Source organism: Acidocella sp. C78, assembly GCF_907164655.1.
In genome coordinates, this window is sequence record NZ_CAJQZK010000089.1 from 17,629 (window position 1) to 39,446 (window position 21,818).

At 69.0% G+C, this 21,818-nt stretch carries 18 protein-coding genes and 1 pseudogene; 15 read left to right on the forward strand and 4 right to left on the reverse strand.

What is annotated here, in order from left to right; all coding sequences use genetic code 11:
- The first annotated feature begins 44 nt into the window (after nucleotides 1-44).
- The 7 genes from benA (at nucleotide 45) to catC (ending at nucleotide 6,242) form a co-directional block, all read left to right on the forward strand.
- Nucleotides 45-1,400 carry a benzoate 1,2-dioxygenase large subunit gene (gene benA, locus ACIDOCELLA78_RS93635; RefSeq protein WP_201729440.1) on the forward strand — a complete coding sequence of 452 codons (1,356 nt, stop codon included), beginning with the start codon at nucleotides 45-47 and terminating at the stop codon, nucleotides 1,398-1,400.
- Entirely contained in the window at nucleotides 1,397-1,909 is a 513-nt protein-coding gene (benB, locus tag ACIDOCELLA78_RS93640) for a benzoate 1,2-dioxygenase small subunit (protein WP_201729441.1), read from the forward strand. The genes benA and benB overlap by 4 nt, the downstream gene beginning before the upstream one ends.
- 15 nt (nucleotides 1,910-1,924) lie before the next feature.
- Nucleotides 1,925-2,941: a benzoate 1,2-dioxygenase electron transfer component BenC gene (gene benC / locus ACIDOCELLA78_RS93645; protein ID WP_201729442.1), complete on the forward strand. Its 1,017-nt coding sequence runs from the start codon at nucleotides 1,925-1,927 to the stop codon at nucleotides 2,939-2,941.
- 1 nt (nucleotide 2,942) lies between these two features.
- Nucleotides 2,943-3,743, forward strand: a complete 801-nt coding sequence (locus tag ACIDOCELLA78_RS93650) for a 1,6-dihydroxycyclohexa-2,4-diene-1-carboxylate dehydrogenase (protein ID WP_201729443.1) — start codon at nucleotides 2,943-2,945, stop codon at nucleotides 3,741-3,743.
- A gap of 66 nt (nucleotides 3,744-3,809) precedes the next feature.
- Nucleotides 3,810-4,739: a catechol 1,2-dioxygenase gene (catA, locus tag ACIDOCELLA78_RS93655; RefSeq protein WP_249676434.1), complete on the forward strand. Its 930-nt coding sequence runs from the start codon at nucleotides 3,810-3,812 to the stop codon at nucleotides 4,737-4,739.
- A gap of 54 nt (nucleotides 4,740-4,793) precedes the next feature.
- Nucleotides 4,794-5,948, forward strand: a complete 1,155-nt coding sequence (locus ACIDOCELLA78_RS93660) for a muconate/chloromuconate family cycloisomerase (RefSeq protein ID WP_201729444.1) — start codon at nucleotides 4,794-4,796, stop codon at nucleotides 5,946-5,948.
- 15 nt (nucleotides 5,949-5,963) lie between these two features.
- Nucleotides 5,964-6,242, forward strand: a complete 279-nt coding sequence (gene catC / locus ACIDOCELLA78_RS93665) for a muconolactone Delta-isomerase (RefSeq protein WP_174503360.1) — start codon at nucleotides 5,964-5,966, stop codon at nucleotides 6,240-6,242.
- Nucleotides 6,243-6,255: 13 nt separating this feature from the next.
- Here catC and ACIDOCELLA78_RS93670 read toward each other — a convergent pair whose 3' ends face one another.
- Both ACIDOCELLA78_RS93670 and ACIDOCELLA78_RS93675 read right to left on the reverse strand, forming a co-directional pair.
- Nucleotides 6,256-6,759, reverse strand: coding sequence for a MarR family winged helix-turn-helix transcriptional regulator (locus tag ACIDOCELLA78_RS93670; protein ID WP_201729445.1), 504 nt, complete (start codon nucleotides 6,757-6,759; stop codon nucleotides 6,256-6,258).
- Between the two features lie 111 nt (nucleotides 6,760-6,870).
- On the reverse strand, nucleotides 6,871-8,058 hold the full coding sequence (locus ACIDOCELLA78_RS93675; RefSeq protein WP_201729446.1) for a M20 aminoacylase family protein: 1,188 nt from the start codon (nucleotides 8,056-8,058) through the stop codon (nucleotides 6,871-6,873).
- 236 nt (nucleotides 8,059-8,294) lie between these two features.
- Between ACIDOCELLA78_RS93675 and ACIDOCELLA78_RS93680 the strand changes: the two genes are divergently transcribed.
- From ACIDOCELLA78_RS93680 to ACIDOCELLA78_RS93690, 3 genes are all read left to right on the forward strand, one after another.
- The gene (locus tag ACIDOCELLA78_RS93680; RefSeq protein ID WP_201729447.1) at nucleotides 8,295-9,587 is read left to right on the forward strand and encodes an MFS transporter; all 1,293 of its coding nucleotides are present in this window, start codon (nucleotides 8,295-8,297) and stop codon (nucleotides 9,585-9,587) included.
- Between the two features lie 141 nt (nucleotides 9,588-9,728).
- Complete coding sequence (gene gcvP / locus ACIDOCELLA78_RS93685) at nucleotides 9,729-12,578, forward strand: aminomethyl-transferring glycine dehydrogenase (RefSeq protein WP_201729448.1); 2,850 nt, start codon at nucleotides 9,729-9,731, stop codon at nucleotides 12,576-12,578.
- 53 nt (nucleotides 12,579-12,631) lie between these two features.
- The gene (locus ACIDOCELLA78_RS93690; RefSeq protein WP_201729449.1) at nucleotides 12,632-14,035 is read left to right on the forward strand and encodes an L-serine ammonia-lyase; all 1,404 of its coding nucleotides are present in this window, start codon (nucleotides 12,632-12,634) and stop codon (nucleotides 14,033-14,035) included.
- On the opposite strand, the gene ACIDOCELLA78_RS93695 is transcribed toward ACIDOCELLA78_RS93690, so the two are convergent.
- Nucleotides 14,016-14,318 (reverse strand): DUF427 domain-containing protein, encoded by a 303-nt coding sequence (locus tag ACIDOCELLA78_RS93695; RefSeq protein ID WP_201729450.1) that lies wholly within the window; start codon nucleotides 14,316-14,318, stop codon nucleotides 14,016-14,018. The two genes, ACIDOCELLA78_RS93690 and ACIDOCELLA78_RS93695, sit on opposite strands and share 20 nt — an antisense overlap.
- On the opposite strand from ACIDOCELLA78_RS93695, the gene ACIDOCELLA78_RS93700 reads away from it, so the two are divergent.
- From ACIDOCELLA78_RS93700 to ACIDOCELLA78_RS93715, 4 genes and pseudogenes are all read left to right on the forward strand, one after another.
- Nucleotides 14,317-15,387, forward strand: a complete 1,071-nt coding sequence (locus tag ACIDOCELLA78_RS93700) for an FUSC family protein (protein ID WP_201729451.1) — start codon at nucleotides 14,317-14,319, stop codon at nucleotides 15,385-15,387. The genes ACIDOCELLA78_RS93695 and ACIDOCELLA78_RS93700 overlap by 2 nt on opposite strands.
- A 1-nt stretch (nucleotide 15,388) precedes the next feature.
- Nucleotides 15,389-15,601: a DUF1656 domain-containing protein gene (locus ACIDOCELLA78_RS93705; RefSeq protein WP_201729452.1), complete on the forward strand. Its 213-nt coding sequence runs from the start codon at nucleotides 15,389-15,391 to the stop codon at nucleotides 15,599-15,601.
- Nucleotides 15,602-15,615: 14 nt separating this feature from the next.
- Nucleotides 15,616-16,560 (forward strand): HlyD family secretion protein, encoded by a 945-nt coding sequence (locus ACIDOCELLA78_RS93710; RefSeq protein WP_249676438.1) that lies wholly within the window; start codon nucleotides 15,616-15,618, stop codon nucleotides 16,558-16,560.
- A 266-nt stretch (nucleotides 16,561-16,826) separates the two neighbouring features.
- Nucleotides 16,827-17,228: pseudogene (locus ACIDOCELLA78_RS93715) on the forward strand (hypothetical protein); the annotation flags it as partial.
- Nucleotides 17,229-17,551: 323 nt separating this feature from the next.
- Here ACIDOCELLA78_RS93715 and ACIDOCELLA78_RS93720 read toward each other — a convergent pair.
- On the reverse strand, nucleotides 17,552-20,434 hold the full coding sequence (locus ACIDOCELLA78_RS93720) for a S8 family serine peptidase (RefSeq protein WP_249676440.1): 2,883 nt from the start codon (nucleotides 20,432-20,434) through the stop codon (nucleotides 17,552-17,554).
- Between the two features lie 151 nt (nucleotides 20,435-20,585).
- Here ACIDOCELLA78_RS93720 and ACIDOCELLA78_RS93725 point away from each other — a divergent pair, with 151 nt between their 5' ends.
- On the forward strand, nucleotides 20,586-21,809 hold the full coding sequence (locus ACIDOCELLA78_RS93725; RefSeq protein ID WP_201729454.1) for a DUF2235 domain-containing protein: 1,224 nt from the start codon (nucleotides 20,586-20,588) through the stop codon (nucleotides 21,807-21,809).
- Nucleotides 21,810-21,818: the final 9 nt, after the last annotated feature.

Consider the following 21,818-nt stretch of genomic DNA (forward strand, 5'->3'; position numbering starts at 1 on the left):
TTGCCCAGATCGATCCGGGCGCCGGCTGCAGCGAGGGACTGGAAATGCACGACAGAGTGATGCGCGCGATCGAGACGGCGCTCGATGACCGGCCGGCGGACGGGGTGTTCAGGGTCAGCCGCGACATCTTCACCGATCCCGAGATCTTCGAGCTGGAGATGAAGCACATCTTCGAGGGCAACTGGATCTATCTTGCCCATGAAAGCCAGATCCCGCAGCCGAACGACTATCTGACGCTGCATATGGGCCGCACGCCGGTGGTGATCGCGCGGGACCGCAAGGGCGAGCTGCGCGCCTTCATCAATGCGTGCAGCCATCGCGGCGCCATGCTCTGCCGGCACAAGCGGGCCAGCAAGGCGACCTTCACCTGCCCGTTCCATGGCTGGACCTTCAGCAATACCGGCCGCCTGCTCAAGGTGAAGGACCCCGAGAACGCCGGCTATCCCGAAGGGTTCAACACCGAGGGCTCGCACGATCTCACCCCGGTCGCGCGGTTCGAGTCGTATCGCGGCTTCCTGTTCGGCAGCCTGAACCCGGACGTGCAGCCGCTGGCCGTGCATCTCGGCGACGCGGCGCGGATGATCGACCTGATCGTCGACCAGTCGCCGCAGGGGCTGGAGGTGCTGCGCGGCAGCTCGACCTATGTCTATGACGGCAACTGGAAGCTCCAGACCGAGAACGGCGCGGATGGCTATCATGTCAGCGCCGTGCACTGGAATTACGCCGCCACCACCAGCCGGCGGAAGACCGAGGCGCGGGTGGACAATGTGCGCGCCATGAGCGCGGGCGGCTGGGCGCGGCAGGGCGGCGGGTTCTACTCGTTCGAGAACGGCCATCTGCTGCTGTGGTCGCAATGGGAAAACCCCGAGGACCGGCCGAACTGGGACCGGCGCGAGGAACTCGCCGCGACAATGGGTGCTGCGCGGGCCGACTGGATGGTGCAGCGCTCGCGCAATCTCTGCCTGTATCCGAATGTTTACCTGATGGACCAGTTCGGCTCGCAGATCCGCCAGTTCCGCCCGCTCTCGGTCGATCGCACCGAGGTGACGATCTACTGCATCGCCCCGGTGGGCGAGGCGCCGGAGGCGCGGGCGCGGCGCATTCGTCAATATGAGGATTTCTTCAACGCGAGCGGGATGGCGACACCCGACGACCTTGAGGAATTCCGCTCGTGCCAGATGGCCTATCAGGGCCGGGCCGCGCGCTGGAACGACATGTCCCGCGGGGCGGCGCACTGGGTCGAGGGGCCGGACGAGGCGGCGCGCGCGATCGGCATCGCGCCGCGGCTCAGCGGCCGGCGCACCGAGGATGAGGGGCTGTTCGTGATCCAGCACGCGTTCTGGCGGGACGCCATGCGCCGCGCGCTCGGGCGCGAGGCCGCAACCGGAGACGCGTCATGAGCGCCGCTCTCGACAGCGCCGCCGCGCTGCATCGGCGGATCGCCGATTTCCTGCATCACGAGGCGCGCTGCCTCGATGACCGGGAGTGGGACGCCTGGCTCGCCTGCTATGCGCCGGATGCCGAATTCTGGATGCCCGCCTGGGACGATGACGACCGGCTCACCGAGGACCCGCAGACCGAGATCTCGCTGATCTGGTACGGCGATCGCGGCGGGCTGGAGGACCGGGTGTTCCGCATCCGCACCGACCGATCGAGCGCGACCAGCCTGCCCGAGCCGCGCACCTCGCACAATATCAGCAATATCGAGATCGTCGCGCGCGAGGGCGACGCCGTCGAGATCCGGTTCAACTGGCTGACACTGAGTTATCGCTACCGGACGACCGACCTTTATTTCGGCACCTCGTTCTACACGCTCGATCTCGCCGGGACGGCGCCGCTGATCCGGCGCAAGCGGGTCGTGCTCAAGAACGACTGCATTCATCAGGTCGTCGACATCTATCACATCTGAGCCGGAGGCCAGGCCATGACCGCGAGAATCGCGCTGAATTTCGAGGACGGCGTCACCCGGTTCATCGAGTGCCGGGAGGAGGAGACCGTCGCCGATGCCGCCTATCGCGCCGGGATCAACATTCCGCTCGACTGCCGCGACGGGGCCTGCGGCACCTGCAAGTGCCGCGTGCAGTCCGGCGCGTTCGACGCCGGATCGTATATCGAGGAGGCGCTCGATGCGGACGAGGCGGCGGCGGGTTTCGCGCTCGCCTGCCAGATGCGGCCGCGCTCGGATCTTGCGATCGACATTCTCGCCACCAGCGCGGCCTGCCGCACGGCGCCGCAGACGATCGAGGCGACGCTTTCCGCCGTCGAGATGCTGTCGCCGAGTGCGATCGGCTTCAGCGTCGAGACTGCGGCACCGCTCGGCTTCCTGCCGGGACAATATGTCAATGTCGGGATTCCCGGCACCGCGGAAACCCGCGCCTATTCCTTTGCCTCGGCGCCGGGGCGCACGCGGGCGACGTTTCTCGTCCGCAACATCGAGGAGGGGCGGATGAGCTTGTTCCTGCGCGGAGCAACACCGGGGGTGCTTCTGTCGCTCACCGGGCCGTCCGGCAGTTTCTACCTCCGCGATGTGTCCCGGCCACTGCTGTTCCTCGCCGGCGGCACCGGCCTGGCGCCGTTTCTCGCCATGCTGGAGCAGCTCGCCGGCGAGGGATGCGCGCAGCCGGTCCGCCTCGTCTATGGGGTGACCCGCGACGAGGATCTGGTCGGCTGCGACCGGCTCGATGCGCTTGCCGCCCGCCTGCCGGGCTTTTGCTACCGCACCGTGGTCGCCGCCGAGGCAAGCGCGCATCCGCGGCGCGGCTATGTCACCGGACATATCGAGCCCGACTGGCTCAATGGCGGCGATGTCGATGTCTATCTCTGCGGGCCGCCGCCGATGGTCGATGCCGTGCGCGGCTGGCTCGGCGATGCCAGGGTGGCACCCGCCGCCTTCCATTACGAGAAATTCGCGCCAGCAATCGCGCCGCGGGTGGCGGCCTGAGATGGACGGCTTGGTGCATCCGGGCCGCTTTGCCGGCAAGGTCGCGGTGGTGACCGGGGCGGCGCAGGGGATTGGCCGCGCGGTGGCGCTGCGGCTGGCCGCCGAGGGGGCGGCGCTCGCGCTGATCGATCGCGCGGCGTTGGTCGATCAGGTGCGCGACGAGGTGGAGGGCGGCGCCGGGGCCATCGCGCTGCATGAGGATCTCGAAACCTGGGAAGGGGCCGAGGCGGCGATGGCCGGCGCGCTCGCGCGATTCGGGCGGATCGACGTGCTGGTCAACAATGTCGGCGGCACGATCTGGGCGATGCCCTATGAGCGCTACGACGCGCCGCGCATCGAGGCGGAAATCCGCCGCTCGCTGTTTCCCACGCTCTGGTGCTGCCGCGCGGCGCTGCCGGCGATGCTCGCCGCACGGCAGGGGGCGATCGTCAACGTGTCGTCGGTGGCGACGCGGGGCATCAACCGGGTGCCTTATGCCGCGGCGAAGGGCGGGGTGAACGCCATCACCACGTCGCTCGCCTTCGAATGCGCCGAGCGCGGGGTGCGGGTCAACGCGGTCGCGCCGGGCGGGACCGAGGCGCCGCCGCGCCTCGTGCCGCGCAACCCGGCCGAGCCCGCGCCCTCCAGCGCCGAGAGCCGCTTCTGGTGGGAGCAGGTGGTCGAGCAGACCCGCGCGACGAGCCTGATGCACCGCTACGGCACGGCCGACGAGCAGGCCGCGGCGATCCTGTTCCTCGCCTCCGACGAGGCGTCCTACATCACCGGCGTCACGCTTCCCGTCGCCGGTGGCGATCCAGGCTGAACCGAAGGCGGCCGGCAGGTGCCGGGACCGTCGCAACGCCGGAGCGATCCGGCACAGGAGGAAACGATGACCACTTCCCTTATGCAAACCCCCCATGTGACCGAGTTGCTGGCCCGCGCTTCCGGCCTTGACCAGCCGGGCGGCGATGCGCGGCTGAAGCGCATCGTCGGGCGGATCGTCGCCGACATCTGCCGCACGGTCGAAGAGTTCGACGTGAGCCCCAGCGAGTTCTGGACCGCGGTGGGGTATCTCACCCGGCTCGGCCAGGCGAACGAGGGCGGGCTGCTGGTGGCCGGCCTCGGCATCGAGCATTTTCTCGACCTCGTGCTGGACGCGCGCGAGCAGGCGGCGGGGCTTGCCGGCGGGACGCCGCGCACGATCGAGGGGCCGCTCTGGGTTCCCGGCGCGCCGCTCTGCAAGGGCGAGGCGCGGCTCGACCAGGACCCGGAAGCCGGCGAGGCGCTGTTCATGGAAGGCCAGGTGAGGGATATCGAGGGGCGGCCGGTTGCCGGCGCCATCGTTGATGTCTGGCACGCCAACACCAAGGGCGGCTACTCGCATTTCGACCCCTCGCAGAGCCGCTACAACCTGCGCCGGCGGATCGAGACCGACGCCGAGGGCCGCTATCGCTTCCGCTCGATCCTGCCGGCCGGCTATGGCTGCCCGCCGGAGGGGCCGACGCAACAGCTGCTCGACCGGATGGGCCGCCACGGTCGGCGGCCGGCGCATATCCATTTCTTCGTCACCGCGCCGGGCTTCCGCAAGCTGACCACGCAGATCAACATCGAGGGCGACGAATACCTGCATGATGATTTTGCCTTCGCCACCCGCGACGGGCTGATCCCGCCGGTGATCCGCCACGACGATCCGGCCGAGATCAACGCGCGCGGCCTCAACGAGCCGTTCGCGACCATCGCCTTCGACTTCGTGCTGAACCGCGAGGCGGCGGATCTGCCCGGCGTCGAGGTTGTCCGCGCCCACGCCGAAGCGGCCTGACTCACAAGGGCGCCGCACGCTCGCGGCGGCGCCCGCCCCCTTTGCGGAGTTTCCATGCCCGATTCACTTCCCTTCGACCTCGCCGCGCGCGATGTGGCGATCCGCGCCATCGGCGCCACGATCGTCGACGTTCCGACCCGTCGCCGGCACAAGCTGGCGCAGACCGCGGTTTCGGCGCAGAGCTACGTGATCGTCCGCGTGCGGCTGGAGAATGGCGCGGAGGGGATCGGCGAGGCCGCGACCCTTGGCGGGCCGCGCTGGAGCGAGGAGAGCGTGGAGGCGATGAAGGCGAATATCGACGCCTATCTCGCCCCCGCGCTGCTCGGCCATCCGGCCGACCGGATCGCGCAGGCGCGGAGCCGGCTCGACGCGGCGGCGAAGCGCAACAACGCCGCCAAGGCGGCCATCGAAGCCGCGCTGTTCGATGCGCTGGGACAGACGCTTGGCGTTCCCGTCGCGGTGCTGCTCGGCGGCATCGTGCGCGACCGTTTCCCGGTATTGTGGACGCTCGCCTCCGGCGATGCGGGCCAGGAGATCGAGGAGGCGGAGCAGAAGCTCGAAGCCCGCGAGCATCGGGTTTTCAAGGTGAAGCTGGGCGCGCAGGCGCCGGAGGCGGATCTCGCGCGGATGCAGCGGATTGCCGCGGCGCTTGGCGAGCGGGCCGAGCTGATCGCCGACATCAACCAGGCCTGGGACGAGACGACGGCGCGGCGCTGGCTGCCGGCGCTGCACGCGCTCGGCCTGCGTCTTGCCGAACAGCCGCTGCCGGCCTGGAACATTGCCGGCATGGCGCGGCTGCGCGGGCAGGCGGGCATGCCGCCGCTGCTGGCCGATGAGAGCGTGTTCGACCCGCACGACATGCTGGCGGTGGCGCAGGCGGGCGCGGCGGATGCGGTCTCGCTCAAGCTGGTCAAGCATGGCGGGCTGCTCGGCCTGCATCGCGTCGCCTCCGTGGCCGGGGCGGCGGGGATCGGGCTGTATGGTGGCTGCCTGCTCGAAAGCTCGGTGGGGGCGGCGGCGCATCTGCACGCTTTCGCAGCACTTCCGGCGCTGGAATGGGGCTGCGAGCATTTCGGACCCCGCATCCTGACCACCGATCTTGCCGAAACCCCGTTGGTTTACGAGGATTTCAACGTTCTGCTGCCGCCCGGACCCGGCCTCGGCGTCCGGCTCGACGAGGCGGCGTTCGCCCGCTTTGCCCGCACCTGATCAGGAGACAGACCAATGCTCTATCATGTCCGCATGGACGTCCACCCGCCGCGCGACCTGCCGCAGGCGGAGTTCGACCGCCTGAAGGCCGCCGAGAAGGCGCGCGCGATCGAGCTTCAGCGCGATGGCGTGTGGCGGCATCTCTGGCGCATCGCCGGGGCGTACGCCAATTTTTCGGTCTTCGACGTGCCGGATCACGACACGCTGCACGACATTCTCAGCACCCTGCCGCTGTTTCCGTTCATGACGATCGAGGTGACGCCGCTGGCGCGGCATCCTTCGGCGATCGGCTGATTGCGGCGCCGCGTCAGTCGCCCTTGCTGGCGCGGCGCGCCCTGCTGGCGGGGGATGCGAGCTCGGGATAGCGTTCGGCCAGGATGCGGGCGAAATCGGCTTGCAGCCAGCCCGCCAGCGCGTCCAGCATTTCGAGGAATTGCCGGCGTTTGGCGGCGGGAAGCACCGAGAGGACCAGCGCTTCGATGTCGGCGGTCAGCGGGTCGGCGCGCTCGCGCAGGGCGCGCGCCTTCGCCGTTGCGGTGAGCTGGAACTGGCGCGCATCCCGCGCGTCGTTCTTCCGCCGGACATAGCCTGCCTTGATCAGGCGGGTGACGATCCGCGAGGTGGCGCTGCGCTCGATTTTCGTTTGCGTCGCGAGCGCGGTGAAGGTCACGCCGGGCTGGTCGTCGATCAGGCGCAGCACGCGGAGGTCGTGGACATGCAGGCCGAAGCGCTGCTTGAACATCCGGTCCGCCAGGCCGACGGCGTCTTCGGAGATCGACGCGAGTTGGTAGGTCAAACTCTGGCGCGCCACGTTTTTGCTCCTCCCTCCGCCATGCGCCGTGCGCATGGCCGGCGGCAGCGGTGCATACCGCGACCGGGCGCGTAGCGAAAGCGGGCGGGTGCGGGGGCGGCGATCGTCCGGTCAGGCGGGAATGTCTGCCGCGCCCGCATCCCGGCGGAGGCGGGATTCGGCCAGTGCTGCCCAGTAGGCGGCGCCGATGGCGAGGTTGCGGTCGTCGAACCGGTAGCCGGGGTGGTGGACCATCGGCGTGTCGCCATTGCCGATGAAGCCGTAGCAGCAGGGCACGGCCCCGGCGAAGAAGGCGAAATCCTCGCTGCCCATGAAGGTGGGGCCGGGGGTGACGACGTTGTCCGCGCCCGCCACCCGCCGGGCCACCTCGGCGCAGAAGGCGGTTTCGGCCTCGTGGTTGACCAGCACGGCGCCGGGCTCGCCCTCGTTGATCGCGCAGGCGACCTCGTAGCTTTCGCATTGTGCGCGGGCGATGGCGCGGATGCGATCGAGCACGAAGACGCGGGCTTCCGGCGTGGTGGTGCGGACGCTGAGGCGCAGTGTCGCGGAATGCGCGATGACGTTGCCGGCCTCGCCGGCGCGGAAGGCGCCGATGGTGACGACCGCCTGCTCCTTCGCCGCGATGTTGCGCGAGACGATGGTTTGCAGCGCCATTACCAGCGACGCGCCCGCCACCACGGCATCGCGGGTGGCTTCGGGCATCGAGCCGTGGCCGCCCTTGCCGGTGATGACGATCTCCCAGTTGTCCACCGCCGCCATCACCGGGCCGGCGGTGAAGAACAGCGTGCCCTGTTTCAGGCCGGGCATGTTGTGCAGGCCGAACATCGCCTGCATCGGAAAGCGTTCGAACAATCCATCGCGCATCATGGCCCGCGCGCCGCCCATGACTTCCTCGGCCGGCTGGAAGACGAGGCGCACGGTGCCGTCGAACCGCCTCGTGCGGGCGAGGTGGCGCGCCGCACCGAGCAGCATCGCCGAATGCCCGTCATGGCCGCACATGTGCGACACGCCGGGGACAAGGCTGCGATGAGCGGCGTCGGTATCCTCATCCATCGGGAGTGCGTCCATGTCGGCGCGCAGGCCGATCGCCCGGCCGGAGCTGCCGCTGGAGAGCGAGGCGACGATGCCGGTTCCGCCCACGCAATCGGCGACGTCGTATCCCCAGTCGCGCAGCAGGCCGGCGATGAAGGCGGCGGTGCCGGCCTCCTGGAAGGCGAGTTCGGGGTGGCGGTGGATGTGATGGCGCCAGCCGCGGATATCCTCCGCCGTCGCCGTCAGTTCGTCGAGAAGGGTGGGCATTCGTCGCCTCCGGTGCAGGGCGCCGGGACGGTGGAGGTCTCCGTTCGGCCGGCGCCTGTTCGATGCATAGAAAATATGATTGCAGTTTTCAACTGCATGGAATGTTGGCGGCATGCAGCAGAAAATCAAAGGGGGACGAAAAAATAGTTGCAGATAGCAACTGTATATGTGATAGGTTTCCACTAACGATAATCCAGGTCTCCGGCACATCTCCGGGGCCTCGCCAGGAGGAAACCATGTCCGCAATCACCGCGGGAGACAGTGCGCTGACGCATCCGGGCAGGACCCGGCTGATCGCGGCTTGCACGATCGGCAACGCGCTCGAATTCTATGATTTCGTCGTTTTCAGTTTCTTCGCCGGCACGATCGGCGCGCTGTTCTTTCCCACCCATGACCGCACGGTGCAGCTGCTGCTGTCCTTCGCGACCTATGGCGTCGGGTTTTTTCTCCGCCCGCTCGGCGGCGTGGTGTTCGGCGCCTTCGCCGACCGCCGGGGCCGCAAGATCGCGACGATCGTCGCACTGTTCTCGATGGCGCTGGGCACGGCGGCGATCGGCCTCGCGCCGACATATGGTCAGGTCGGGCTCGCGGGCCCGGTCATCATCGTGCTGGCGCGGCTGCTCCAGGGATTTTCGGCTGGCGGGGAGGTCGGCGCGTCGACGACGCTGCTCGCCGAATACGCGCCGGCGGAAGAGAGAGGGTTTTTCGGCAGCTGGCAGCTTGCGAGCCAGGGCGTTGCCGTGCTGTTCGCCGCCATGCTGGCCTTCGGGATTCACGCGGCGCTGCCGGCGGCGGCGGTGCTGGGCTGGGGCTGGCGGATTCCCTTCCTGCTCGGAATCCTCATCGTGCCGATCGGGCTGTGGCTGCTGCGCGCGCTGAGGGAGACGCACGCGAACGACAGCGACCCCAGAACCCGCGAGGTGAGCGCGCTTTCGCTGGTGTTCAGCCGGCATTTCGGCACGATCGTCGCCGGTGTCGCCCTGATCATCGGCGGGACCGCGACCAACGCCATCGTGGTGCTCTACATGTCGACCTATGCGGTGCGCCAGCTCGGCATGTCGCCGACGACGGGGCTGCTCGCGGGGGTGGCGGCCGGCGCGGTGACGCTGGTTGCAGCACCGATCGGCGGCTGGCTGTCGGACCGGTACGGGCGCAGGCCGGTGGCCGGGAGCGCCTATGTCCTGATCGCGCTGACGATCTATCCCGCCTTTCTCTGGCTGAACGCGGCGCCGACGCTGGGCGTGCTGCTCTCGGCGGTGATCGGGCTCGGGGCGCTGAACGCGGTGGGCGGGGCGACGATCATCATCACCACGGCGGAGATTTTTCCCATCGAGGTGCGGGCGACCGGGATGTCGCTCGTCTACGCGCTCGGGGTCGCGATTTTTGGCGGGTTCGGGCAGTTCATCGTGACGGGGTTGATCGCCGCGACGCACGATGCCGCATCGCCGGCTTGGTATGTGATGGCGTGCAGCGTCGCGACGCTGGCGGGGCTGCGGGCGATTCCGGAGATGGCGCGCCGTGCCATCTGAACGGGCGGGGATGCCGGGGATCGGGAATGGCTTCACTTTGGCGGTGGCGTTGCTACGATCAGGTCCGCCGGGTGCGGGCGGATGCCGCGCGCCGGCGCAAAGAGGCCGCCTGTCGCGCACATATCGGTGGATGGACCTGCCATGACCTATCAGGAAACGCCCTACGAGCCCTATGACTTTGCCAATCGCCGCCATATCGGCCCCTCGCCGGGCGAGATGGCGGCGATGCTGGAGACGGTCGGGGCGGCGAGCCTCGATGAGCTGATCGATGGCATCGTGCCCGAGGCGATCCGGCTACGCACGGCGCTTGATTGGGGCAAGCCGCTCTCCGAGCAGGGCGTGCTCAACCGGCTGCGCGAGGTCGCGGCGAAGAACCGGGTGATGACGTCGCTGATCGGCCAAGGCTATCACGGCACCGTCACGCCGCCGGCGATCCAGCGCAACATTTTCGAAAACCCGGCCTGGTATACCGCCTACACGCCATACCAGCCGGAGATTTCGCAAGGGCGGCTGGAGGCGCTGCTCAACTTCCAGACGATGGTTTGCGATCTGACGGCGCTCGACATCGCCAACGCGTCGCTGCTCGACGAGGGGACGGCGGCGGCCGAGGCGATGGCGGTGTGCCAGCGCGCGACCAGGGCGAAGGGGGCTGCGTTTTTCGTCGATCACCATTGCCACCCGCAGACCATCGCCGTGATCGAAACGCGGGCGGCAGCGCTCGGCTGGCGGGTGATCGTCGGCGATCCGCTCGCCGATCTCGATCCGGGGCAGGTGTTCGGCGCGCTGTTCCAGTATCCCGGCACCCATGGCGATGTGCGCGACTTCACCCCGGCGATCGCGGCGCTGCATGGCGCGGGGGCGCTGGCCTGCGTCGCGGCGGATCTGCTCGCGCTCACCGTGCTGAAGCCGCCGGGCGAGATGGGGGCGGATATCGCCATCGGCTCCGCCCAGCGCTTCGGCGTGCCGATGGGGTTCGGCGGGCCGCACGCCGCCTACATGGCGGTGCGCGACGCGCTGAAGCGCGGCATGCCTGGCCGCATCGTCGGCGTCAGCATCGATGCGCGCGGCAACCGGGCCTATCGGCTGTCGTTGCAGACCCGCGAGCAGCATATCCGCCGCGAGCACGCGACCTCGAATGTCTGCACGGCGCAGGCGCTGCTCGCGGTCATGGCGTCGATGTATGCGGTGTTTCACGGCCCCGAGGGGCTGCGGGCGATCGCCGAGCGCATCCATCGCAAGCTCGTGCGGCTGGTGAAGGGGCTGGAGGCGCAGGGCTACCGGGTGGCGCCGGCGCGGTTCTTCGACACCATCACCATCGAGGTGGGCGCCGTGCAGGGCGCGATCCTCAAATCGGCCGAGGCCGAGGGGATCAACCTGCGCAGGGTGGGGACGGGGCAGATCGGCATCGCCTTCGACGAGCGGACCACGAGCGGGCATATCGAGGCGATCTGGCGCGCCTTCGGCATCGAGCGGCGGGATGACGACCTTGCCCACGACTATCGCCTGCCGGAGGGGCTGCTGCGGACATCGCCCTATCTGACGCACCCGATCTTTCACATGAACCGCGCCGAGGCGGAGATGACGCGCTACATGCGCCGCCTCGCCGATCGCGACCTCGCGCTCGACCGGGCGATGATCCCGCTCGGCTCGTGCACCATGAAGCTCAACGGCGCGGCCGAGATGATGGCGCTGAGCTGGCCGGCCTTCGCGGATGTCCATCCTTTCGCACCGGCGTCGCAGACCGCGGGATATGCCGAGATGATCGCGGATCTGGAGGCGAAGCTGTGCCTGATCACCGGCTATGACGCCTTCTCGATGCAGCCGAATTCGGGCGCGCAGGGCGAATATGCCGGGCTGCTGACGATCAAGGCCTATCATCGCGCCCGCGGCGATGCGCGGCGGGATGTCTGCTTGATTCCGACCTCGGCGCATGGCACCAATCCGGCCTCGGCGCAGATGGCGGGGATGCGGGTTGTCATTGTCGGCGTCGCGCCGGATGGCGATATCGACATCGCGGATTTCCGCGCCAAGGCGGCGCTGCATGCGGACCGGCTGGCCGCCTGCATGATCACCTATCCCTCGACGCATGGCGTGTTCGAGGAAACCGTGCGCGAGATCTGCGCGATCACGCATGAGCATGGCGGGCAGGTCTATCTCGACGGCGCGAACATGAACGCGATGGTCGGCCTGTCCCGCCCCGGCGATATCGGCGCCGATGTGAGCCATCTGAACCTGCACAAGACCTTCGCCATTCCGCATGGCGGCGGCGGGCCGGGCATGGGGCCGATCGGGGTGAAGGCGCATCTGGCGCCGTTCCTGCCGGGAGATCCGCTGGTGGCGGAGGGCGGCGCGGTGTCGTCCGCGCCCTATGGCTCGGGCTCGATCCTGCTGATCTCCTGGGCCTATTGCCTGCTGATGGGCGGCGAGGGGCTGACACAGGCGACCAAGGTCGCCATTCTCAACGCCAACTACATCGCCAGCCGGCTGTCGGCTTCCTATCCCATTCTCTACGCATCCGCGCGGGGCCGGGTGGCGCATGAATGCATCCTCGACACGCGGCCGATGAAGGAGCGCGCCGGGGTGACGGTCGATGACGTCGCCAAGCGGCTGATCGACAGCGGCTTCCATGCGCCGACGATGAGCTGGCCGGTTGCCGGCACGCTGATGGTGGAGCCGACCGAGAGCGAGCCGAAGGCGGAGCTGGACCGGTTCATCGCCGCGATGCTCGGGATCGCCGCCGAGGCGGAGGCGATCGCCGCGGGCGGGCTCGACCGGGAGAACAATCCGCTGAAGCGGGCGCCGCACACGGTCGAGGACCTGGTGGGGGACTGGGACCGGCCCTATAGCCGCGAGGCGGCCTGTTTCCCGCCGGGGGCGTTCCGGGTCGACAAATACTGGTCGCCGGTCAACCGCGTCGATAATGTGTATGGCGACAGAAACCTGATCTGCTCCTGCCCGCCGCCGGAGGCCTATGCCAGCGCGGCCGAGTAGAGAGGCGACCCTTCGGGCGGCTTGCCGCCCCCCCCTTGCGAACCGGAGCCGGTATGTTCCTGTCGGTATTCGATATCTTCAAGATCGGCATTGGCCCTTCATCGTCGCACACGATCGGGCCGATGGTCGCCGCCGCGCGGTTTCTGGAAGAGCTGCGCGGCGCCTGCGGGCGGACGCAATGCGAGAGCCTGCATCTGACGGCGCGGCTGCATGGATCGCTGGCCTTCACCGGCCGCGGGCACGCCACCGACCGCGCGGTCTGTCTCGGGCTGCTCGGCTTCCAGCCCGCCACGATCGACCCGGACAGCGCCGATGCCGAGGAGGCGCGGCTGAAGCGCGCCGGGGTGATCGACGCCGCCGGGCTGCCGCCGTTGATCTTCGCGCCGGAGGCGGACCTGATCTTCGATTATGGCCCGCCGCTGCCCGGCCACGCCAACGGGCTGGTGCTGGACGCCCGCGCGCCGGATGGAACGCTTTTGCTCTCGCGCACGTATTATTCCATCGGCGGCGGGTTCGTGCAGACCGAGGAGGAGCTTGCCGCCGCGCGGGAGGGCGAGGGGCGGCTCGCGGAGCGGACGGCGGCGAGGGGGTATCCCTATCCGTTCGGCAGCGCCGCCGACATGCTGGCGATGGGGGCGGCCTCGGGCCTGAGCATCGCGGCGATGAAACGCGCCAATGAGCGCGTTGACGCGGGCGATGCGCTCGATGCGCGGCTCGATGCGATCTGGTCGGCGATGGATGAGTGCATCGCGCGCGGGCTGCGCCAGGAGGGCGTGTTGCCCGGCGGCCTTTCGGTGCGGCGCCGGGCGCGCGGCATTCATCAGCAGCTGCTCGCCGAGGCGGGGCGCAACGCCTTGCAGCCGCATGTGGTGAACGACTGGATCTCGGTTTACGCGATGGCGGTGAACGAGGAGAACGCGGCGGGCGGGCGCGTCGTGACCTCGCCGACCAACGGCGCGGCCGGCGTCGTGCCGGCGGTGATCCGCTATTATCGCGACCATTGCCACGGCGCGACGGCGGAGGGCATCAGGAATTTCCTGCTGACGGCGGCGGCGATCGGCGGGCTGATCAAGCACAACGCCTCGATCTCGGGGGCGGAGGTGGGCTGCCAGGGCGAGGTCGGCTCGGCGGCGGCGATGGCGGCGGCGGGGCTTTGCGCGGCACTCGGCGGCACCAACGCGCAGGTCGAGAACGCCGCCGAGATCGCGCTGGAGCATCATCTCGGGATTACCTGCGATCCGGCCAGAGGGCTCGTGCAGGTGCCCTGCATCGAGCGCAACGGGTTGGGCGCGATCAAGGCGGTCGCGGCGGCGAGCATGGCGCTGCGCGGCGATGGCCGGCACTTCATGCCGCTCGACAACTGCATCGAGACCATGCGGCAGACCGGCATCGACATGAACACCAAATACAAGGAGACCTCGACCGGCGGCCTCGCGGTCAACCTGCCGGAGTGCTGAGCCCGCCGCCCTTCCAGAACGCCACCCTGCCGGCGATGCGGCGCGCAGCGCTTTCAGGCCCGGGATAGAACGAGGCGGCGTCGGGGTTGGTCTGGCCGCCGACGGTGATCGTTATAATACCGCGAGGTGCCCTTCCACGGGCAGGGCCGATTGCAGGGGCGAGGTGGACGCCGGCATGGCGGATGCCGCGCGGGGCCGCGCATTCAGCATCGATTTCGCATAAGTCTAAGTCGGTGGCGGGACTAACTCGCGGTTGCGGGGGCGAATACGTGTCACTGGTCATGAGCGCCCTTCGTTTTTCACCCGCCGGCGCGCGCTTGCGCGGCACCGCGTCCGCCCTGCTGCGCGACCTGCCCGCGGATGCGGCTTTCGCGCTGCGCACGTCGGCGGCGGCGCTGCTCGCGCTCTATCTCGCGATGGCGCTGCATCTCGACACGCCGCGATGGGCGGCGTGGACGGTGCTGACCGTCAGCGTTCCCTCGCTCGACCATGCCTTCGTCAAATCGGCCTATCGGATGATCGGCACGATCGTCGGGGCGGCGGCCGGCATCGTCATCGTCGCGCTGTTCGCGCAGAGGCCGCTGGAATTCGACCTCGCGATGGCGCTGTGGGCGGGAGGCTGCGCCTTCATCGGCACCCGGGTCCGGCAGTACCAGACCTACGCGCTCGCGCTGACCTGGCTGACCACGGGGATCGTTTCATATGGCAGCGTGGCGGACCCGAACGGGGCCTTCATCGTCGCGGCGAGCCGCACCGCCGAGGTGGCGCTTGGCATTGTCTGCGCCGGCGGCGCGGCGATTTTGTTCGAGGGGCACCGGGCGGCGACGCTTGTTCATGCAGCCTCGCCGGTGCCGGGCCAGGCCCGGCGCAATGGCGTGCGGGCGGGGCTCGCGGTGATGCTGGCCAGCGCGTTCTGGTATGTCTCGCAATGGCGGGACGGGCCGTTCTTCGTGCTGATGTCCGGGGCCGCGGCGCTGCTGTTCGCGGCGCATCCATCGAAGGTCGCCGCGACGCTCGGCATGCTGCGCGGGTTTCTGCTGGGGACGCTGCTGGGCCTGTTCGTCCGGTTTGCGCTGTTCACGCGCAGCGCGGAGTTCGGCGAAGAGGCCCTCGTGCTGCTGCCCTTCCTGATGCTCGGCGGGATCGGGCTTGCCGATTCCCGGACCCAGGGCCCGGCGACCGGCTACAACCTCGCCTTCATGCTCGCGGCCGATCCGGCCAATACGCTGTCATTCGATCTCGGCGCCGCGCTCAACGAGGCGATGGCGATGATTTTCGGCGTGCTCGTCTCGATCGGCGCGTTTCTCGGCCTGGTGCCGATCCGCGCCCTGCTGCACCGGGACGGCGCCTGAGATGATGCCTGTACTCGCCGAAATGTCGATGTTCGGGATCGGCATCGAGCCGGCGGTGCCGATGCTGCTGCTCGCGGTGGTGCTGACCGACATCCTCCGCCGGGGGCTGACCCGTTTGCGGATCGACCGGGCGGTGTGGAACTGGCCGCTGTTCATGCTGTCCATTTACGTCTGTATTGCTGCCGGTCTTGTTCTGGGGATGCGGCAGCTGTGATCTCCGGAGACGACATGCTCGATTCCATCGCGGGGCGGACCTCGCCCCGCCCGGCCCCGCCCGCGGCATCGCCGGCGCGGCTCTACCGGCCGGTTTTTTCCGGGCTGGCGACGCTCATCGTCGTGGCCGCGGCGCTCTGGCTCGGCTTTGCCGCCTGGCATCGCTACGACGCGACGCCCTGGACGCGGGATGCGCGCGTTCGCGCCTTTGCCGTGACGGTGGCGCCGGAGATTTCGGGCCGGATCGTCGCGGTCGCGGTTCACGACAATGAGCGCGTGCGCAAGGGTCAGGTCCTGTTCAGGATCGATCCGGCGGATTTCGCCAACCGGCTCGCGGTCGCACGGGCGACGCTCGCCGCCGATCGGGCGATTGCGGGGATGAAGGCGGCGGATGCGGCGCGCCGCGCGCGGCTGCCCGCGATCGCGGTTTCGGCGGAAACCCGGGGCAATGCCGCCGCCGCCGCGCGCGCCGCCGCGGCCCGCGTGCAGGCGGACGAGGCGCGGGTTGCGCAGGCAGCACTCGACCTCGCGCGCACGGTGGTCCGCGCGCCGGTGAGCGGCACGATCACCAACCTGACCGCCCATGAGGGCGATTACGCCCATGCCGGCAGCGGCGCGATCACGATGGTCGATACCGGCGAGCTCTGGGTGACCGCGTATTTCGAGGAGACCGAGCTTGACCGGATCAGGCCGGGCGCGCCGGCCCGGATCGAGCTGATGTCCGACCCCGGCAGGGTGCTGGATGGCCATGTGCAGGGGATCGGGCGCGGCATTGCCGATGCGAACGCGCAGGAGGCGCGCAGCGGGCTGCCGCGGGTTGATCCGGTGTATTCATGGGTGCGGCTGTCGCAGCGGATTCCGGTGCATGTCACGCTCGACCATGTGCCGCCGGGCCTGTTCCTCGCCGCCGGCATGACCGCGACGGTGCGGATCGCAACGCCGGCCGCGGGCGGGCGCTGAGCGCGGGGGCGGGGCGGTCTTTCAGGGGCGGCGCGGCATTGGCGCCGGCGGCGGCTCCGATCACGAGACGTTTATTCGCGCGACGGATTGCGGCCCTTGCGATCGCGGGCGCGGCTGCCCATTCGAGCCTGATGCGAACACAGCAGGGGACGGGTGCGTTGGGACTTGCAAGAACCTTCATGCGACTGGACGAAGACCGCTATTACGGGGCCAAGGTGCCCGAGATCACCGTGTCGTTCTGGGTCGCGAAGATCATCTCGACCGCGATGGGTGAGGCGACGTCGGATTTTCTGGTGTTCCACACCAACCCGTATCTGGCGGTCGCGGCGGGAGGGCTCGGGTTTGCGCTGGCGCTCGCGTTGCAGTTCGCCACGCGCAGGCATGTGCCGGCGGCCTATTGGCTGCTGGTGGTGATGGTCGCGATTTTCGGCACCATGGTGGCGGATGTGATCCATGTCGTTCTGGGCGTTCCCTATGCGATATCGACTGTCCTGTTCGCGGCGGGCCTGCTCCTGATCCTGTGGGGGTGGAGGGCGAGCGAGCGGAGCCTTTCGATCCACACCGTGGTGACGCCGCGGCGCGAGGCGTTCTACTGGGCGACCGTGAGCGCCACCTTCGCGCTCGGCACCGCGGCCGGCGACCTGACCGCGGCGACGTTCGGCATGGGTTACCTGAATTCGGCCATCCTGTTTTCCATCCTGTTCGCGCTGCCGGGGCTTGCCTATGTCGCGTTCGGCCTGAACGAGGTCGCCGCGTTCTGGACCGCTTATATCATGACCCGGCCGATGGGGCCTCCTTCGCCGACTGGTTCGACAAGCCGGTGCAGAGCAGCGGGCTTGGCTATGGCACGCCGGCTGTCGCGCTCGTGCTCACCGCCGGCGTGGGGATCGCGATTTTGTATGTCTGCGTGCGGCATCGGTGGCAGCGCGCGGCCATCGCCACGCGCGGGGCATGAGGGTGGGCCGGCTGGGCGCGGGCCGGTGCGGGGCCGTCAGAACCGGAGCTTGACGCCGGCGTCGAGCGCGTTCGAGGCGAGGCCCTGGCCGTCGATCGTCGCGGTCCAGCCGGCCTGCCAGCGCCAGCCGCCGGCGAGGTCGCCGGCGAGCGCGAGGCCCGCGATCCCCTCGTTCGCCGGCATGCTCTGGCCATAGCTGCGGAAGGCGGCGCCGGGCGTGGCGTTGAAGCTGGCGGTCATGAACCGGGCATTGGCGATGGCATGGCGCCAGGCGAGTGTCGCGTGCAGCGCGATGACCCGCCCCAGGGCGATGACATCGTCGCTGACCCGCAGCCCGACGGTGGTGAGGGCGTAGCTTGCCGACTGCCCGCCGAGGCGGAGGCCGAACCCGTTGCCGCCGGTTTCGCTGGTGGCGCCGCTGTCGTATCTGATATCGGCGATCGAGAGGAACGGGTTGAGCCCGCCCGCGTCGTAGCCAAGCTCGCCCGCCCCGGCGATCATGGTGTCGGCGATCGTGCCGGCGACGCCGAGGGTTGAACTGGCGGTGTAGATCGAGCGGCGGATGCGGCCGTTGACCCGGGACCAGGCGAGCTGTGCCGTGGCGTAGGGGCCGGTGTTGCCGCCATAGCGGGCGTAGAGATCGGCCGTGTTCAGATCGTCGTTGCCGCTGCCGCCGACGCCGGAAAGGGTGCCGGACGAGGAGATGTGGCTGATCGCGCCGCCCAGCGAGAGGGCGCCGCCGACAGGCGTGTCGAAGCCGGCGGTGAAGCCGTTGCTGCCGAACCGCGCGCTGTCGGCGCCTTTCGCGGCGAGGCGGCCGAAATCGCCGTCATATTGCAGCCAGGTGGTCGTTTTGCCGGGTGTGCCGGACAGGGCGATGTGCCGGGCGGTGGTATCGAGCAGCGACATTTCGGCCGTGGCGGAGACCGTTCTCATGGTTGGGTAGGCTTCGCCGGACACGCTGGTCAGGGAGGTCTGGGCCTGTTGGGTCGTTGTCGCGGCGAGGATCTGGCCGGCGGTTCTGATGAACTGGGCCGCGCCCGGCGTGCCGGCGGCGGCGGTCGAGGTGGCGTATTGGAGGCCGCTCTGGATGGCGGCGCCGCCGGCGACCGAGGCGGTGGTCGCGCCCGGCATCACGCTGGCGACCTGGGCGACATTGGAGGCCGCGACGGTGGCGGAGACCGTCGTCGGGCCATAGGTGAACTGGCCGACGGTGTAGAAGACGCCGGCGCCGTAGGTCTGGCTGCCAAATGTTCCCGCGATTGAGCCGGCAGCGATGAAGATTTCGGTGGCTTTGGGGGTGTAGGTGGTGGGCGGGGCCAGCACCTGCGCGTTGCCGGCGAGTGTCGCCTTGCCGCTCACCGTGAGCGGCGTGCCGATGGCGATCGCGGTATTGGCGCCGGATTGCGCGGTGTAGTTACCGTTGATGGTCAGGCCGGGCGCGCCGCCGACATTGCCCTGGCTGATGACGGTGCCGCCGCTAGCCACGACATTGCCGGTGACGGTTCCCGACCCGCCGAAGGTGCCGCCGGTGACGGTGACGCCCGATGCGAGGCTGCCGGTGAGGTTCAGGTTGCCGCTGCTGACCGTGGTGCCGCCGGTATAGGTGTTGGCGGCGGTGAGCGTGAGGGTTCCGGTCGTGCCCGAGAGCGCAAGGCCGCCCGATCCGGAAATCGGGTTGGCGAAGGTCGACTGGTCGGCGCCGATATTGGCGGCGAAGGTGCCGAAGGCGAAGGCGGCCGGCCCGTTGACCGCGGCGGCGGCGTTGATCAGCCCCCAGCCATAGGTGCTGTTCGGCCCGGTGCCGCTGCCGAGATGGGTGGCCGTGGTCAGGATGGTGTCGGTGATGTTGGCGGGCGTGAACCAGGGGTATTTCTGCCAGACCAGCGCGGCCGTGCCGGTCACGATCGGGGTGGCGAAGGAGGTGCCGATTCCGTAGCCGGTGACGAAGGCGGTGCCGGCGACGATCGGGATCTGGACGTTACCGGGTGCCGCCACGCACCATTGCGCGGCGACGCCGCAGGCATCCGACGAGGGATCGAGGCCCGAGACCTTGCCATCGGTGCCGATATCGACATTCACGGCGACGAGCCATTGCGGCTGGAGCGCTTGGGTATAGACCGGGACCTCGGCCTCGACGCTGATATCGCCGGGGTTTGCCGGGTTGTTTCCCGCCGCCCAGACATAGAGGTTGTTCGCGGGCAGGGACGCGAACAGGGAGCCGACCGCCTGGGCGGTGGATTGTGCCGCCGCCGCGCTGCTGTAGGTGCTGATGTTCTCGCCGACGGAGTTGTTGAAGAGGTGGACGCCCTGGGCCTGAAGATCCTGATACGGCTTCGTGAAAAGCTGGCAGGCGCCGGTGGAGTCGCAGATCTGGGCGGCATAGACGGTCGCGCCGGGGGCGACGCCGCCGGGGAAGAAATTCGTCGGGCCGGAATTGTTGCCGTAGGTCCCCTGCTGGTCGCCGGCGAGAAGAGCGGTGACGACGGTGCCGTGGCCGAAGGGATCGTTGGCGGAGGCGAGGTTGTTGGCCGAGACCGTGGCGTTCCCCTGCGCGATGTAGGAATTGAACCAGGCGATGCGACCGCCCAGCGAGGGCACGGCGGTGTTCACCCCGCTGTCCAGCACGCCGATTTTCACGCCCGCACCGGTAATGCCCGCTTGCAGGACGGGCAGCACGTTGGTCGGCGTATACTGGTTGAAGGTTGGATAGACATTGGTGCTCTGGGGGCCGAGATAGACCGAGATCCCGCCGATATTCGTCGCCGTTGGCGCAACGCCGGCGGCCCCGCCGCCGGTCGTGTTGCTCGCGGGTGGAGCCGTTTGGGCCGAGACGGGCGCGGAACCGCCGCCGCCGCCGGAACAGGCGGTCAGGCTGAGCGCGGTCGCGGCAAGCAGCAGGGAACGCCGGGAGAGCATCATGGACGAAAGTCTAGCCAAGGAGTCTTAATGATTTCTGAGTTCGGGCGACGGCGCGTGGCGAAAACACAGGGCCGGGAAATGAGCGCAGACCGGCTGCTGCGGGCGCTGCCCTTTGAAATGCGGGCGCTGGACGCGCGGGGAACATGTCATGTCGAAAAATATCGTCATTTGCTGCGATGGGACCGGCGACCGCATCGAATCGACGCAGACGAATGTACTGAAGCTCTTCCGGGTTCTTGAGAAGGATCGGGGCCAACTCGTCCGCTACAGCCCCGGTGTCGGCACCGTCGGCGATTTCGACACGTGGCAGCGGCTGAAATCCGACGTGACGGAATTCCTCGGCGTGGTTGCGGGCTATGGCCTCGACGAGAAGGTGCTCGCCGCGTACCGGTTTCTGTGCACGCAATATGAGGAGGGCGACGCGATCTGGCTCTTCGGCTTCAGCCGTGGCGCCTACGAGGTGCGGGTGCTTGCCGCGTTCATCTACGTGATCGGGCTGCTGCCGGCAGCGCAGCTCAACCTCGCCGGCTACGCCTTCACCGCCTACAAGAAGGCGAGTCGCGACAGCCACAGGAGCCGGCGGGTTGCCGATCGGGCGGCGCTGCGCGCGGCCGCGCCGGAGGCGGAGGTCGCGACCGGTCTGCCGGCGGCATGGGCGTTCGGGCGCGTTGCCGGCGGCCGGCGGGTCACGATCAGGTTCATCGGGGTCTGGGATACGGTGTCGTCGGTGATCGTGCCGCGCCGCGACCGGCTGCTGCCGGATTTTCAGACGCTGCGCTTCACGCGGACGGACCCGGGTGTCGAGATGTTCCGCCAGGCGATCTCGATCGATGAGCGCAGGCGGATGTTCCGGCTGCTGCCCTGGTGCGAGCCGCAGCGTTTCAAGCCGGGACGTTGCGGCGATGGCGGCTGGACGGCGCAGGACATCCGGCAGGTATGGTTCGCCGGCGTGCATGGGGATATCGGCGGCGGCTATCCGGAGCCGCAGAGCGGGCTGTCGAAATACCCGCTATTGTGGATGATCGGGCAGGCGCGGGCGGCCGGGTTGAGGATGGATGCCGCCCTGATCGACGAACTCGCGCGTGGCGAGGGGCGGGCGGGCGGGCGGCTTGTCTACGCCGCGCCGTCGCCGGAGGCGAAGCTGCACAGCTCGCTCAAGGGTTTCTGGTGGGTGCTGGAAATCATTCCGAAACGCGTGAAATGGCGGGAGTGGCCGGGACGGCCGGCGTTTCTCGGCGTCTACCTGCCGCTGGGCGAACCCCGGCTGATCCCCGCGGACGGGCTGATCCACCGCTCGGTGGCCGAGCGCATGGCGTGCGTGCCGGCGTATCGGCCCGAGAATCTGCCGGCAAAACCCAACTGGACGGACTGACGCCGCCCG

What these genes read in the sequence shown, in the direction of transcription:
- gcvP (WP_201729448.1), top strand. Translation starts at nt 9,729, where the DNA reads ATGACCTATCAGGAAACGCCCTACGAGCCCTATGACTTTGCCAATCGC.
- benA (WP_201729440.1), top strand. Translation starts at nt 45, where the DNA reads ATGCACGACAGAGTGATGCGCGCGATCGAGACGGCGCTCGATGACCGG.
- ACIDOCELLA78_RS93695 (WP_201729450.1), bottom strand. Translation starts at nt 14,318, where the DNA reads ATGACCAGTGACACGTATTCGCCCCCGCAACCGCGAGTTAGTCCCGCC.
- benC (WP_201729442.1), top strand. Translation starts at nt 1,925, where the DNA reads ATGACCGCGAGAATCGCGCTGAATTTCGAGGACGGCGTCACCCGGTTC.
- ACIDOCELLA78_RS93705 (WP_201729452.1), top strand. Translation starts at nt 15,389, where the DNA reads ATGATGCCTGTACTCGCCGAAATGTCGATGTTCGGGATCGGCATCGAG.
- benB (WP_201729441.1), top strand. Translation starts at nt 1,397, where the DNA reads ATGAGCGCCGCTCTCGACAGCGCCGCCGCGCTGCATCGGCGGATCGCC.
- catA (WP_249676434.1), top strand. Translation starts at nt 3,810, where the DNA reads ATGACCACTTCCCTTATGCAAACCCCCCATGTGACCGAGTTGCTGGCC.
- ACIDOCELLA78_RS93700 (WP_201729451.1), top strand. Translation starts at nt 14,317, where the DNA reads ATGAGCGCCCTTCGTTTTTCACCCGCCGGCGCGCGCTTGCGCGGCACC.
- ACIDOCELLA78_RS93710 (WP_249676438.1), top strand. Translation starts at nt 15,616, where the DNA reads ATGCTCGATTCCATCGCGGGGCGGACCTCGCCCCGCCCGGCCCCGCCC.
- ACIDOCELLA78_RS93650 (WP_201729443.1), top strand. Translation starts at nt 2,943, where the DNA reads ATGGACGGCTTGGTGCATCCGGGCCGCTTTGCCGGCAAGGTCGCGGTG.
- ACIDOCELLA78_RS93675 (WP_201729446.1), bottom strand. Translation starts at nt 8,058, where the DNA reads ATGCCCACCCTTCTCGACGAACTGACGGCGACGGCGGAGGATATCCGC.
- catC (WP_174503360.1), top strand. Translation starts at nt 5,964, where the DNA reads ATGCTCTATCATGTCCGCATGGACGTCCACCCGCCGCGCGACCTGCCG.
- ACIDOCELLA78_RS93660 (WP_201729444.1), top strand. Translation starts at nt 4,794, where the DNA reads ATGCCCGATTCACTTCCCTTCGACCTCGCCGCGCGCGATGTGGCGATC.
- ACIDOCELLA78_RS93690 (WP_201729449.1), top strand. Translation starts at nt 12,632, where the DNA reads ATGTTCCTGTCGGTATTCGATATCTTCAAGATCGGCATTGGCCCTTCA.
- ACIDOCELLA78_RS93680 (WP_201729447.1), top strand. Translation starts at nt 8,295, where the DNA reads ATGTCCGCAATCACCGCGGGAGACAGTGCGCTGACGCATCCGGGCAGG.
- ACIDOCELLA78_RS93720 (WP_249676440.1), bottom strand. Translation starts at nt 20,434, where the DNA reads ATGCTCTCCCGGCGTTCCCTGCTGCTTGCCGCGACCGCGCTCAGCCTG.
- ACIDOCELLA78_RS93725 (WP_201729454.1), top strand. Translation starts at nt 20,586, where the DNA reads ATGTCGAAAAATATCGTCATTTGCTGCGATGGGACCGGCGACCGCATC.